The following is a 12550-nucleotide window of genomic DNA, read 5'->3' as shown; positions in this document are numbered from 1 at the left end:
TCCGCACAACCCCTGTCTGGCCTGTGCGGGATTTCGCACGTTTTTGAAGGCCGCCTATCGGGGTAACTGGGTATTTTTCCGATAACTATCTGTTATTGTGATGAAAAAATTTCAAGAGGGGACATATGCAAGAAATTGTTGAGCGGTCTCTTCGGTAAGGCCACAGTCCTGTCATCCAGCGCTTTGAGCACTTCCGGGCGCTGACGGCACTTGAACGAATATCTGGGAGGAAAAAGATATGAAATTCTTGACCACTGCGGCCACAGCGATGGCCCTGACTGTCACCGGCGCGAGCTTTGCGGCTGCGGCCTGTGACGATGGCGAAATCGTCGTCAAATTCAGCCACGTGACCAACACCGACAAGCACCCCAAAGGGATTGCTGCGTCGCTCTTGGAAAAGCGCGTGAACGAAGAGATGGACGGCAAGATGTGCATGGAGGTCTTCCCGAACTCCACGCTCTACAACGACAACAAAGTGCTCGAAGCGATGCTGCAGGGTGACGTGCAGCTGGCCGCGCCTTCGCTGTCCAAGTTTGAAAAATTCACCAAGCAGTTCCGCCTGTTTGACCTGCCGTTCATGTTCAAAGACATCGCGGCCGTGGATGCGTTCCAAGCCTCTGACAAAGGTCAGGCGATGCTGGACAGCATGCAGCGCCGTGGTCTGCAGGGGCTGGGTTACTGGCACAACGGCATGAAGCAGATGTCTGCAAATGTGCCGCTGGAAACCCCAACCGACGCAAACGGCCTGAAGTTCCGCGTACAGTCTTCTGACGTGCTTGTGGCCCAGATGGAAGCCATGGGTGGCTCCCCGCAGAAGATGGCCTTCTCCGAAGTTTACGGCGCACTGCAGCAGGGCGTTGTGGACGGTCAGGAGAACACCTGGTCCAACATCTACGGCAAGAAGTTCTTTGAGGTGCAGGACGGCATCACAGAGACCAACCACGGCATTCTGGACTATCTGGTTGTGACCTCTGTGGACTGGCTCGACAGCCTGCCAGAAGATGTGCGCACCCAGTTCATCACCATCTTCCAAGAGGTGACCCACACCCGCAACAAAGAAGCGGAAGCGGTGAACCAAGCGGCGCGTCAGTCCATCATCGATGCAGGCGGTACCATCCGTGAGCTGACCCCAGAACAGCGTCTGGCTTGGGTTGAAGCCATGAAGCCGGTTTGGGAGAAATTCACCGACGATGTTGGCCAGGACAACATCGACGCAGCGCAGGCGATCAACGCTGCAGGCTGATTTCAGGGCGTAAATCCTGATGAAATTTGAGCGGGCGGGCCGCCAATGGCCCGCCCGTTTTGCAACCAAAATCCACTCAAAACACAAGCGGGACGCAGGACAATGCAAACCAAGCATAGCTTTGTGGACCGGATCGAAGAGACGCTGATCGCGTTTCTTCTGGGCAGCATGACATTGATCACCTTTGCCAATGTGATTGCCCGGTTCGGTTTCAACTCAAACATTCTCTGGGCGCTGGAGGCGACGGTTTTCCTGTTTGCCTGGCTGGTGCTTTTGGGCGCCTCTTATGCCGTCAAGAAACACAGCCATCTGGGCGTCGATGCGATCCTGAACATGGTGAGCCCGGCAACGGCGCGTGTTCTTGGCCTGATCGCGGCTGCGGCCTGTCTGATTTTCTCGCTGCTGATGCTGAAAGGCGCCTATGACTATTGGGCGGTCTTTGCGGATCTGCCGCCAACCTCGGGCCGCTGGTTCCCGACCGGTTTTGATCTCAAGGCGCGCAGCCAGTCTTTCTATGAGGTGCAGGACGTGCCGATGATCAGCGCGTTCAAGTTTCTGGAAGACCTGATCAACTACGGCGACGAATACGAAAAGCTGCCCAAAGTGGTGCCTTACATCGTGCTGCCGATCTCCATGTTCCTGCTGGTGTTCCGTTTTGCACAGGCCTCCATCGCGATCTGGAAAGGCGACACTGACCGTCTGGTGGCAAGCCACGAAGTTGAAGATGAAATTGAAGAAGTGCGCGCACTTCAAGGGGAGCACGACTGATGGCTGTTGTTCTACTATTTGCCATGGTGATTGGCCTCTTGCTGATCGGGGTGCCGATTGCGGTGTCTCTGGGTCTCAGCTCGATCCTGTTCCTGCTGATCTTTGGGGATGCCACGCTGGCATCGGTTGCAGGCACGCTGTTTGAAGCCTTTGAGGGGCACTTCACGCTGCTGGCGATCCCGTTCTTCATTCTCGCCAGCTCCTTCATGACCACAGGTGGTGTGGCGCGCCGCATCATCCGCTTCTCCATCGCCTGTGTGGGGCATTTGCCCGGCGGTTTGGCCATTGCGGGTGTGTTTGCCTGTATGATGTTTGCCGCACTCTCCGGCTCCTCTCCAGCCACCGTTGTGGCGATTGGTTCCATCGTGATCGCAGGCATGCGTCAGGTTGGCTACTCCAAGGAGTTCGCTGCCGGTGTGATCTGTAACGCAGGCACCTTGGGCATTCTGATCCCGCCCTCCATCGTGATGGTGGTCTACGCGGCAGCTGTAGAAGTCTCCGTTGGCCGTATGTTCCTTGCAGGTGTGATCCCGGGCCTTCTGGCAGGTCTCATGCTTATGGTGACCATCTACGTGATGGCAAAGGTGAAGAACCTGCCCAAAGGCGAATGGCGCGGCTTTGGCGAGATCGCACAGAGCGGCATGGAAGCGGGCTGGGGCCTGTTCCTGATCGTGATCATTCTCGGCGGCATCTACGGCGGTGTGTTCACCCCAACCGAAGCAGCGGCTGTGGCGGCGGTCTATGCGTTCTTCATCGCCTGCTTTGTCTACAAAGACATGGGCCCGCTGGCGGCAGACAACAACGGTGGCCAGAAGGTCTCCCTGTTCAAAAAGCCACACGCGCTGATCACATCCTTCTTCCACGCAGACACCAAACACACGCTGTTTGAGGCGGGTAAACTGACCGTCACGCTGCTGTTTGTGATCGCCAACGCGCTGATCCTGAAGCATGTGCTGACCGAGCAGCAGGTGCCGCAGACCATTGCAAATGCCATGCTGTCAGCGGGCTTTGGTCCGGTGATGTTCCTGATTGTGGTCAATGTGATCCTGCTGATCGGTGGTCAGTTCATGGAGCCCTCAGGCCTTCTGGTGATTGTGGCGCCGCTGGTGTTCCCGATTGCGATTGAGCTGGGCATTGATCCGATCCATCTGGGCATCATCATGGTGGTGAACATGGAGATCGGCATGATCACACCGCCGGTGGGTCTCAACCTCTTTGTGACCTCCGGTGTGGCCGGGATGCCAATGATGGGCGTGGTGCGGGCGGCCCTGCCGTTCCTTGCGGTGCTCTTCGTCTTCCTGATCATGATCACTTATATCCCGTGGATTTCCACCGTTCTGCCCAATGCGGTCATGGGGCCGGAGATCATCACCAATTAGGGGAAGTAAGCGGTGCGCTTCCGCGCGCTCTTATCCTGAAAACAGCAAAGGCGACGCTCCGATATCGGGGCGTCGTTTTTTGTTTGGGGGGTAGGATTAGGAAGTTTTGCTGAGAAGCGGTTCAGAGGCAGGTCTGCCCTGAACGCGCCAATCCCAGTGTCAGGCATGCGCGGCCCGCCTCAAGGCCAAGCCGCTGCGCGGGCGCTCACGCGCGCCTTGACCCGCGCCACCCAAGCGGTTTAGGCCGCGTCAAGCGCGGTGATGATGGCGCTGAAGTCCGCTGCCTTGAGGCTTGCGCCGCCCACAAGAGCGCCGTCCACGTTGGAAACCGCAAAGATTTCTGCCGCGTTGGAGGGCTTTACGGAACCGCCGTAGAGCAGGCGCACGGAGCGGCCAACGCCTTCGCCAAAGCGCATTTCCAATTGGGTGCGCATGAAATCATGGACCTCGCCAATCTGGGACATGGTGGGCACTTTGCCGGTGCCAATCGCCCAGATCGGCTCATAAGCCACCACGAGGTTTTCCCCCGTGGCTTCATCCGGGATGGAGCCGGCCAACTGGCCACCGATGATGTCGAGCGTGTTGTCGGCCTCACGCTCCGCGAGGCTTTCGCCCACGCAGATCACAGAGATCAGCCCGGCTCCCCATGCTGCGGTGGCTTTGCTGCGCACGTCGGCATCGGTTTCGCCGTGGTCTTCGCGGCGCTCGGAGTGGCCCAGGATCACGTGGCTTGCGCCTGCATCCTTCAGCATGTCTGCTGCGATATCCCCGGTGTGGGCGCCGCTGGCATTGGCGTGGCAATCCTGACCGCCGATGGCGACAGACCCGCTAATCGCGGCGGCGCGGGAAATCAAGGTGGAGGGGGGGCAGATCAGCACATCGGTTTGCGCCTGCGCGCCTGCGGCGGCGAGCGTTTCCAGCTCCGCCAGCGCTGTGGTGGTGCCGTTCATTTTCCAGTTTCCTGCTGCCAGTTTGCGACGCATTTCTGCCCCTCCGTGTGTTGACCCGAGCTATCTAGTGTTAGCGCAAGTCATGGGAGTATGGGCGGCTTACGTCAAGCGCTCAGGTGAGTTTCGGCGCTCCGTTAGCGGCAACTTGTTCCGCCAGTTCATCCATGTCCTTGAATTTGATGGATTCGCCGCAGCCACAGGCATCGGCCACATTTGGGTTGTTGAACTGAAAGCCGCTTTCCAGAAGCGAAACGCGGTAGTCAATCTCGGTGCCAAAGAGGAACATCTGCGCCATGGGGGCAATCATCACCACCGCGCCGTCCTGTTCCACGCGCTCGTCATGCGGATCGGACTCGGTCACGTAATCCATGGTGTATTCCATGCCCGCGCAGCCGCCTTTTTTGACGCCAATGCGCAGGCCTGCATGGCCTTCTTTGGCCATGAGTTTGGAGATCTGCGCGGCGGCAGATTTGGTCATGGTGACCGCTTGTTTTCCGGGAATGCCAAACATCAGCTTTCCTTTCTAACCCGTTGTGAGATCACATGAAGCCCAGCTCAAGCCGTGCTTCATCGCTCATCATTTCCATACCCCAAGGTGGCGACCAGACAAGCGCCACCTCAACCGTGCGCACACCGCCGACACCGGCGACAGCTTCCTGCACCCAGCCTGGCATTTCGCCAGCCACAGGGCAACCGGGCGCGGTGAGGGTCATTATCACATTCACGTCGTTCTCGTCATTGACCAGGATCGTGTAGATCAGGCCCAGATCGTAGATATTCACCGGAATTTCAGGGTCATAGACGCTGCGGCACGCCTCCACGATCTGCTCGTGCAGCGGGTGACCCGTGCTTGACGGAGTGATCAGCGGCGCGCCTTCGACGGGATCGGTGGCGGGATCGGTGGCGGGATCGGGAGCCTGTGTCATGCTGTGTCCTACATAAATCCTGAGGTTTTCATATAGGAAATTCCCATTCGGAGGTCCAGAGGGGGGAGGGGGCGAAAATGCAGCGTTGGTGTGCTGAGGTGCGTGCGACCCACGCGCCAAGGCGTTTTTCTTTCGAGAGATGCAAACAAAAAAGGCTCCGACCGTGGGGTCAGAGCCAAAGTTTTTCGGTAGCGACAAGCCCCGAATGATCAGTCATTGATGTCATGCTTGAAGGTTTTGACCTGGCCTTTGGGCAGCGCAAACAGGCGGCGCAGGATGAGCCATGCGGCCAGGCTGACGGCGGCGAAGATCAGGAGCAGCATGGGCACCGACAGGAGTTGCAGCGGGCCGAGAAGGGCGAGGCCGACCACGGCGGCGGCGATTGCGAAGCCGAGGAAGACAAAGCCCGGGGCGAGCACTTCGAGGATCGCGAGCACCAAGGCGGCGGCGAGCCAGACCCACCATGTTGTCATGAGGTCGGCCATATCCTTATCCTTTCAAGAGCTTAAAGGCGTCGCCAAAGGCTTCGATTGCGGCGGCGGGCAGGACGATGGTCTGTTTGCCTTCGCCATTGCCAAGCGCGTTGAGTGATTCCACCTGCTTCAACGCCACCTGATATTGCGCGGCCTCGATGCCGTTGGCCTTGATCGCTTCGGCCACAACGCCGGTGGCGTAGGCTTCGGCCTCAGCTTCGATGCGGCGGGCTTTGGCGGATTGCTCGGCGGCGTAAAGCTCTGCATCAGCTTGCAGCTCCACCGCGCGTTTCTGGCCCTCGGCCTCGGTCACTTGGGCGCGACGGGCGCGTTCGGCGTTGAGCTGTTGCAGCATGGCGTCGCGGGTGGCCTGGTCGAGGTTCACGTCGAGGATTTCAGCGCGGGTCACTTCGATGCCCCAGTCATCCACGGCGGTTTCGACCATTTTCTGGATCGAAGAGATCAGATGTGCACGATTGGATTGCACCTCGTCCAGATCCATTTTGCCGATCTCGGCCCGCACGATCCCGGCGACGGTGGTGGCAATGGCGCCGTCCACATCGCGGATGCGGTAGACGGTCTTTTCCGGCTCCAGAATGCGGTAGAACACAGAGGTGTCGATCTGCACCAGCACGTTGTCTTTGGTGATCGCGTCCTGTGTAGCGTTGGGCAGCTGGCGCTCCAGAATGGAGATCTGGTGGCGGACCACATCAAGGAAGGGCACGACAAAGTTGATGCCCGGCCCAAGCACCGAATGCAGGCGGCCAAAGCGCTCGACCACGTGTTTTTCGCTCTGCGGCACGATGCGCACGCCTTTCAGAACGACGATGATCAGGAAAATAGCGCCCAAAATCAGGACGATGTTTTGTGATAGCAACGATAAAATCAGATCTTCCATATGTGGTCTGCTCCCCAAAAAATGCTTGTGTTTCTGTGGTTTGCAATATGGGGATTGGGGGGTGTTTTACAAGCGAAACGCGAGGGCGTATGGAGGGGGAAAATACGTCAAATGTCCCCGAAAGAAGGTGTGTGATGTCAGAGAAGTTTTCGTTCTCGCTTAAGGCCACGGATGGCAAAGCCCGTACAGGTGTGATCGACACGCCGCGCGGCGAAATTCGCACGCCTGCGTTTATGCCGGTGGGCACGGCGGCAACGGTGAAGGCGATGATGCCGGAAAGTGTGCGCGCGACCGGGGCGGATATCCTGTTGGGCAACACCTATCACCTGATGCTGCGCCCCACAGCGGAGCGGATCGACCGTCTGGGTGGGTTGCACAAGTTCATGAACTGGGAGCGCCCCATTCTAACCGACAGCGGCGGGTTTCAGGTGATGAGCCTCGCGGGGTTGCGCAAGCTGACGGAGAAAGGCGTGACGTTCAAGAGCCATATTGACGGCTCCAAACACGCGCTGACGCCGGAGCGGTCGATGGAGATCCAGAAGCTCTTGGGCAGCGACATTGTCATGTGTTTTGACGAATGTCCGGCGCTGCCAGCGGATCGGGACCGGATTGCAGAGAGCATGCGGCTGTCAATGCGCTGGGCGCAGCGCTCGCGGGATGCCTTCGGGGATCGCCCCGGTCATGCGCTCTTTGGCATTCAGCAGGGTGGGCTTGAGCAGGATTTCCGCGAAGAATCCGCTGAGGCGCTCAAAGAGATTGGCTTTGACGGTTATGCGGTTGGCGGTCTGGCTGTGGGCGAAGGGCAGGAGGCGATGTTTGGCTGTCTGGATTACGCCCCTGACATGCTGCCGGTGGACAAGCCGCGCTATCTCATGGGCGTGGGCAAACCGGATGACATCGTTGGCGCCGTGAAGCGCGGGATCGATATGATGGATTGCGTGCTGCCATCCCGCTCGGGCCGCACCGGGCAGGTGTTCACGCGCCACGGGGTGGTGAACATCAAAAACGCACGCCACGCGGATGATCCGCGCCCGCTGGATGAGCAGTGCAGCTGCCCGGCGTGTTCCAACTATTCGCGCGCTTATCTGCATCATGTGTTCCGTAGCAACGAGATGATCTCTGGCATGCTGCTGACCTGGCATAACCTGCACTATTTCCAAGAGATCATGCAGGGCATGCGCGATGCCATCGCAGCAGGCACATTTGCGGCCTGGGAAGCGGATTTCCACGCGCAGCGTGCGCAAGGGGACATTGAGCCGCTGTAAGGCTCATGATTTCCTAAGTTTGTTGGCCCTCGCCCTCGGCGGGGGCTTTTTCGTCTGCGCCGCTCTCTGCATCCTCGGCTGGCCGGTCAAAGATCAGATCGATCAGCATCCCGATGCCGCGCAGGATCAGGGTGAAAAAGAGGAACGAGACAATAACCAGCGCGATGTCACCGTCGCGGGTGGTGGGATCAACCCACATCATCATGCCAAGCGCCAGAAGCAGCGCGGCGATGGAGGCGGATTTGAGGGAGGTGAGTTTCTTAAGCATCGTCGCTGTCCCCTTCGCCCAAGAGCACATCCGTGATCATTGCCCGTATGGCTCCAATGATGCGCGCGCCGTGATAGTCGCTGTAAAGCCGCAAGGTGCGGCGCAGCTCATACCGATAGATCGGACAATCCCAGCAGGTTGCGGCGATCTTGCGTTTCCACGCGCGGAAATCAGCCTCGGCCTGCTGTTTGGTCACAACGAGGCTGAGGTTCTTGCTCAGCACGGGGGCACCAATGGTGCCAATGGAATGGCCCGGGTTCCACGCCAGCAAGAAAGGGCCGCGATCTGAGCCGATGTTTTCACCTGCGGCGCGGGCGGCATCCATGAAGAAGTCGCTGTGGGGCAGGTTGTAGTGCTTCGCTGCCAGCTCGCATTTTTGGCCGTTCGGGCTGGAGTTCAGCTCATTTGCAATCTCAGCTCTGGAGACTGGCCAGATCGTCACAACCTGTCGGGCCGAAGGGAAAGCTGCTGTGGCCCCTGCAACGGAGGAGATGATGCCCTGAAACGCGCGGCACAGCATGGCGAAGCGCGCCTCTGTGTCCGGTGTCGGATTTTGCGGGAAGGCCACCACGCCATAGGCCAGATAGCCCTCAGGCGGGAACTGGCCTGGTGCGGCAAACAGATGCGTGGGGATGATGCGTTCAGACGGAGGCGGACCAGCGGCGGTTGCTGGCAGGAGCTCGCTGAGATCTGCGCCTTGCTCCAGCGCTTCCAATAAGGCGTCGACCTCCTCAGAGTTTGTCTCGGCGCGTTCTTCTGCGCCAACCGCGTCAGAAGCCGCTTCCACGGAGATGGTTTCCTCCGCGACCGGGGCGGCAGCGGCTTCTTCGGTTGCGCTGACATCCATTGTTGCGAGCTGTTCAAATTCGCCCTCTGCCGGGATGTCTGAGGCGCTTTCAAACTCGTCGGGGGCCTCTAACACCATCTCAAGCGGGGTATCAAAATCTTCGATCACCGGTGGCTCTTCGGAGGCAAATGGTTCGGGATTGTCTTCGATGCTCAGAAGCGTGCCCGGCTGGATTGAGAGCGCTTCGTCAAAGGGGGCGCTTGCTTGGCTGTCCGGTTGAGCGGTGGTGGTCGCTGACGGCGCGGCGATACTTCCCGTGGGAATGTCCATTTGCGCAAGGGCTTCCGGCGTTATCGCGCCGTCCTGGATCATCTGCTCCACCGTGCTTAGGGCGAGGCCACGGGTGCTTTGTTGTGTGGATTGGGCCTGTTGTTGAGCGTCACCAATCTCGGCGCGCAGGGCGGTCATGGCCCGTTGCGGGTTTGACGCTTCAGCGCTGGGCTCTGCCACGGTCTCAGGCCCAGTTGGCGCGGATGCCGCACTTTCTGTTGCCGGAGCGACCTCTTGTTCCGGGGGCGGGCTTGTAGGAACGCTGGCCACCTCTGACTCGGTGGCCGTCTCTGATACCTCAGGCGGGATACCGGACATCGTGATCATAAGCGGAGCATCGTCCTCTGTCGGACTGGGGCTGAACATGCCAAGCGCGAGGAAGCCGCCAAGCAACACAACGGCCAAAATCCCAACGATCGCAAACCTGCGCATAAAATCACCTCAAAACCGGATACTTAGCAAATACCCAGAAACATTAGCACAAATGCCTTCTATTGCCTAACTTCCAGCGCCGTGTGGGATGCGGGGGAGCCTAGCTGTGGCGTGGTTGCCGCTACGGCAACTTTTTGCCGATCAGACGGCGCAAACCTACGTCACGAAAAATCACCCGAGATGGGGCTTTCCGCCTTGTTCCTTACGCTCTGTAAAGGCATTGTGTGCTCCAACGAGCAAAACGCTGTTGAAAGCGGAGGCATCGGCCCCCAAATCAATAAGCCGAGGAAACGGAAAGTGGCCGAGTGGCTGCCTCAAAGAGGGGCCTGTGTCGCTTTGCTAGAACAAGGAAAACTCATGCAAGAGCCTCTCAACACATCTTATCCTGTCCTGCCGCTGCGCGACATTGTGGTCTTCCCGCATATGATCGTGCCGCTGTTTGTGGGCCGGGACAAATCGGTCCGCGCGCTGGAAGAGGTGATGGCCGATGACAAGCAGATCCTGCTGTCGAGCCAGATGGATCCCGCTGAGGATGATCCAAACATTGACGGCATCTATCGCACCGGCGTTCTGGCGAATGTGCTGCAGCTCCTGAAGCTGCCTGATGGCACTGTGAAAGTGCTGGTCGAAGGCCAGAGCCGTGTGACGATCACCGACTTTTTGGAAAACGATGATTTCTTTGAAGCGACGGCTGAGCCGCTTGAAGAAATGCCAGGCGACGCCGCCACCATCGAAGCGCTGCTGCGCTCTGTTGGCGACGAGTTTGAGCGTTATGCCAAGGTCAAAAAGAACATCCCAGAAGAGGCGCTGAGCGCGGTGGAAGAAGCCGCTGAGCCGGCGCGTCTGGCCGATCTGGTGGCCGGACATCTGGGCATTGAGGTGTCTGAGAAGCAGGAGCTTCTGGAGACCCTGTCTGTGAGCGAGCGTCTGGAGAAGGTCTATGGCCTGATGCAGGGCGAGATGAGCGTTCTGCAGGTTGAGAAAAAGATCAAAACCCGCGTCAAATCCCAGATGGAGAAGACCCAGCGCGAGTATTATCTGAATGAGCAGATGAAGGCCATTCAGAAGGAGCTGGGGGACGGCGAAGAGGGCGAAGGCGAAATTGCCGAGCTCGAAGAAAAGATCGCCAAGACCAAGCTTTCCAAAGAGGCCAAGGAGAAGGCTGACGCGGAACTCAAGAAGCTCAAGAACATGAGCCCGATGAGTGCTGAGGCCACCGTGGTGCGCAACTATCTGGATTGGATGCTCTCCATTCCATGGGGCAAGCGCGGCCGCGTGAAAAAAGACCTCAAAGGCGCGCAGGCGGTGCTCGACAAAGATCACTACGGTCTGGAGAAGGTGAAAGAGCGCATCGTCGAGTATCTCGCGGTGCAACAGCGCTCCTCCAAGCTCAAAGGCCCGATCTTGTGCCTTGTTGGCCCTCCCGGTGTGGGTAAAACCTCGCTGGGTAAGTCGGTTGCGAAAGCGACCGGTCGCGAGTTCATCCGCATCAGCCTTGGTGGCGTGCGCGATGAAAGCGAAATCCGCGGCCACCGCCGGACCTATATCGGCTCTATGCCGGGTAAGATCATTCAGGCGCTGAAGAAAGCGAAGACCACCAACCCGCTGATCCTGCTCGATGAAATCGACAAGATGGGGCAGGACTTCCGCGGTGATCCGGCCTCTGCGATGCTCGAAGTGCTCGATCCAGAGCAGAACGGCACCTTTGTGGATCACTATCTTGAGGTGGAATACGATCTCTCCAACGTGATGTTCCTGACCACGGCGAACTCCTACAACATGCCGGGCCCGCTTCTGGACCGGATGGAGATCATTTCGCTCGCGGGGTACACCGAGGACGAAAAGCGTGAGATTGCGCGTCAGCACCTGATCGACAAACAGATCAAGAACCACGGCCTGAAAAAGGGTGAGTTCGAAGTCTCTGATGAGGCCCTGCAAGAGGTCATCCGCACCTACACCCGCGAGGCGGGCGTGCGGAACCTTGAGCGTGAGCTGGCGAAGCTAACCCGGAAGGCGGTCACACAGATTGTGAAGGGGGACGCCGAAAGCGTGTCTGTCACACCTGAGAATCTGGATGATTTCCTTGGCGTGAAGAAATACCGCTACGGTCTGGCCGAAGAAGAGCATCAGGTGGGTGTTGTCACCGGTCTGGCCTGGACCAGCGTGGGCGGCGACCTGCTGCACATCGAAGGTTTGAAACTGCCCGGTAAGGGGCGGATGAAAACCACCGGTAAGCTCGGCGATGTGATGAAAGAATCCATCGACGCGGCAAGCTCCTACGTGCGCTCGATTAGCCCGCAGATTGGCGTGAAGCCAACCGTCTTTGACAAGATCGACATCCACGTGCACGTGCCAGATGGCGCAACCCCCAAGGACGGGCCTTCTGCGGGCCTTGCGATGGTGACCTCGATTGTGTCTGTGCTGACAGGCATTCCGGTGCGCAAAGACATTGCCATGACTGGCGAAGTCTCTCTGCGCGGCAATGCGATGCCGATTGGCGGCCTCAAAGAGAAGCTCTTGGCGGCGCTGCGCGGTGGCATCAAAACCGTGTTGATCCCGCAAGAGAACGAGAAAGATCTGGCGGATATTCCGGGTAACGTGAAAGACGGTCTGGAAATCATCGCGGTGAAACATGTCTCCGAAGTGCTGAAGATTGCGCTGATCGAAGAGCCAGAAGCGATTGAGTGGGACGAGGCGGCAGAAGAAGCCGCAGCGGCCGCGCTCAAATCTGAAGAGGGCACTGGCGCCCGCGCGCACTAAAAAGCCCGCTTAAAGTTAGAGAAAACGCGTCAGGAATCTGGCGCGTTTTTTGTTGAGCAATTGGCTGAGAA

The 12550-nt window shown here is 58.6% G+C and carries 12 protein-coding genes; 5 read left to right on the top strand and 7 right to left on the bottom strand.

Annotation, left to right across the window (positions count from 1 at the left end; all coding sequences use genetic code 11):
• Positions 1-238 precede the first annotated feature (238 nt).
• From J7412_RS14715 to J7412_RS14705, 3 genes are all read left to right on the top strand, one after another.
• Positions 239-1243 carry a DctP family TRAP transporter solute-binding subunit gene (locus J7412_RS14715; protein WP_209079321.1) on the top strand — a complete coding sequence of 335 codons (1005 nt, stop codon included), beginning with the start codon at positions 239-241 and terminating at the stop codon, positions 1241-1243.
• Positions 1244-1345: 102 nt separating this feature from the next.
• Positions 1346-2011: a TRAP transporter small permease gene (locus J7412_RS14710; protein ID WP_209079320.1), complete on the top strand. Its 666-nt coding sequence runs from the start codon at positions 1346-1348 to the stop codon at positions 2009-2011.
• Entirely contained in the window at positions 2011-3390 is a 1380-nt protein-coding gene (locus tag J7412_RS14705; protein ID WP_209063574.1) for a TRAP transporter large permease, read from the top strand. The genes J7412_RS14710 and J7412_RS14705 overlap by 1 nt, the downstream gene beginning before the upstream one ends.
• A gap of 239 nt (positions 3391-3629) precedes the next feature.
• Here J7412_RS14705 and tpiA read toward each other — a convergent pair whose 3' ends face one another.
• From tpiA to J7412_RS14680, 5 genes are all read right to left on the bottom strand, one after another.
• The gene (tpiA, locus tag J7412_RS14700) at positions 3630-4373 is read right to left on the bottom strand and encodes a triose-phosphate isomerase (RefSeq protein ID WP_209079319.1); all 744 of its coding nucleotides are present in this window, start codon (positions 4371-4373) and stop codon (positions 3630-3632) included.
• Between the two features lie 79 nt (positions 4374-4452).
• Entirely contained in the window at positions 4453-4851 is a 399-nt protein-coding gene (locus J7412_RS14695; protein WP_209063570.1) for an iron-sulfur cluster assembly accessory protein, read from the bottom strand.
• Between the two features lie 28 nt (positions 4852-4879).
• A complete protein-coding gene (locus tag J7412_RS14690) occupies positions 4880-5266 on the bottom strand; it encodes an SUF system Fe-S cluster assembly protein (RefSeq protein WP_209079318.1) in 387 nt (128 codons plus the stop codon).
• 209 nt (positions 5267-5475) lie between these two features.
• Positions 5476-5751 carry a hypothetical protein gene (locus J7412_RS14685; RefSeq protein ID WP_209063566.1) on the bottom strand — a complete coding sequence of 92 codons (276 nt, stop codon included), beginning with the start codon at positions 5749-5751 and terminating at the stop codon, positions 5476-5478.
• A gap of 4 nt (positions 5752-5755) precedes the next feature.
• Positions 5756-6637: an SPFH domain-containing protein gene (locus tag J7412_RS14680; protein ID WP_209079317.1), complete on the bottom strand. Its 882-nt coding sequence runs from the start codon at positions 6635-6637 to the stop codon at positions 5756-5758.
• A 134-nt stretch (positions 6638-6771) separates the two neighbouring features.
• On the opposite strand from J7412_RS14680, the gene tgt reads away from it, so the two are divergent.
• Positions 6772-7902, top strand: a complete 1131-nt coding sequence (gene tgt / locus J7412_RS14675) for a tRNA guanosine(34) transglycosylase Tgt (RefSeq protein ID WP_209079316.1) — start codon at positions 6772-6774, stop codon at positions 7900-7902.
• A 13-nt stretch (positions 7903-7915) separates the two neighbouring features.
• Here the strand turns inward: tgt and J7412_RS14670 are convergent, their stop codons facing one another.
• Together J7412_RS14670 and J7412_RS14665 are read right to left on the bottom strand one after the other, a co-directional pair.
• The gene (locus tag J7412_RS14670) at positions 7916-8170 is read right to left on the bottom strand and encodes a hypothetical protein (RefSeq protein ID WP_209079315.1); all 255 of its coding nucleotides are present in this window, start codon (positions 8168-8170) and stop codon (positions 7916-7918) included.
• Positions 8163-9719, bottom strand: coding sequence for a hypothetical protein (locus tag J7412_RS14665; protein WP_209079314.1), 1557 nt, complete (start codon positions 9717-9719; stop codon positions 8163-8165). The genes J7412_RS14670 and J7412_RS14665 overlap by 8 nt, the downstream gene beginning before the upstream one ends.
• Before the next feature lie 357 nt (positions 9720-10076).
• Between J7412_RS14665 and lon the strand changes: the two genes are divergently transcribed.
• Positions 10077-12479, top strand: a complete 2403-nt coding sequence (gene lon / locus J7412_RS14660; protein ID WP_209079313.1) for an endopeptidase La — start codon at positions 10077-10079, stop codon at positions 12477-12479.
• Positions 12480-12550: the final 71 nt, after the last annotated feature.

The sequence above is a fragment of the Shimia sp. R9_3 genome (assembly GCF_017743755.1).
In the GTDB taxonomy this organism is placed as follows: Bacteria; Pseudomonadota; Alphaproteobacteria; order Rhodobacterales; family Rhodobacteraceae; genus Shimia.
Note: the sequence above shows the minus strand (reverse complement) of the source record. Positions and strands in the feature narration are given on the sequence as shown.

Excerpts from the sequence above, each read along its gene's own strand:
- J7412_RS14715 (WP_209079321.1), top strand. The coding sequence starts at position 239 with ATGAAATTCTTGACCACTGCGGCCACAGCGATGGCCCTGACTGTCACC.
- J7412_RS14710 (WP_209079320.1), top strand. The coding sequence starts at position 1,346 with ATGCAAACCAAGCATAGCTTTGTGGACCGGATCGAAGAGACGCTGATC.
- J7412_RS14705 (WP_209063574.1), top strand. The coding sequence starts at position 2,011 with ATGGCTGTTGTTCTACTATTTGCCATGGTGATTGGCCTCTTGCTGATC.
- tpiA (WP_209079319.1), bottom strand. The coding sequence starts at position 4,373 with ATGCGTCGCAAACTGGCAGCAGGAAACTGGAAAATGAACGGCACCACC.
- J7412_RS14695 (WP_209063570.1), bottom strand. The coding sequence starts at position 4,851 with ATGTTTGGCATTCCCGGAAAACAAGCGGTCACCATGACCAAATCTGCC.
- J7412_RS14690 (WP_209079318.1), bottom strand. The coding sequence starts at position 5,266 with ATGACACAGGCTCCCGATCCCGCCACCGATCCCGCCACCGATCCCGTC.
- J7412_RS14685 (WP_209063566.1), bottom strand. The coding sequence starts at position 5,751 with ATGGCCGACCTCATGACAACATGGTGGGTCTGGCTCGCCGCCGCCTTG.
- J7412_RS14680 (WP_209079317.1), bottom strand. The coding sequence starts at position 6,637 with ATGGAAGATCTGATTTTATCGTTGCTATCACAAAACATCGTCCTGATT.
- tgt (WP_209079316.1), top strand. The coding sequence starts at position 6,772 with ATGTCAGAGAAGTTTTCGTTCTCGCTTAAGGCCACGGATGGCAAAGCC.
- J7412_RS14670 (WP_209079315.1), bottom strand. The coding sequence starts at position 8,170 with ATGCTTAAGAAACTCACCTCCCTCAAATCCGCCTCCATCGCCGCGCTG.
- J7412_RS14665 (WP_209079314.1), bottom strand. The coding sequence starts at position 9,719 with ATGCGCAGGTTTGCGATCGTTGGGATTTTGGCCGTTGTGTTGCTTGGC.
- lon (WP_209079313.1), top strand. The coding sequence starts at position 10,077 with ATGCAAGAGCCTCTCAACACATCTTATCCTGTCCTGCCGCTGCGCGAC.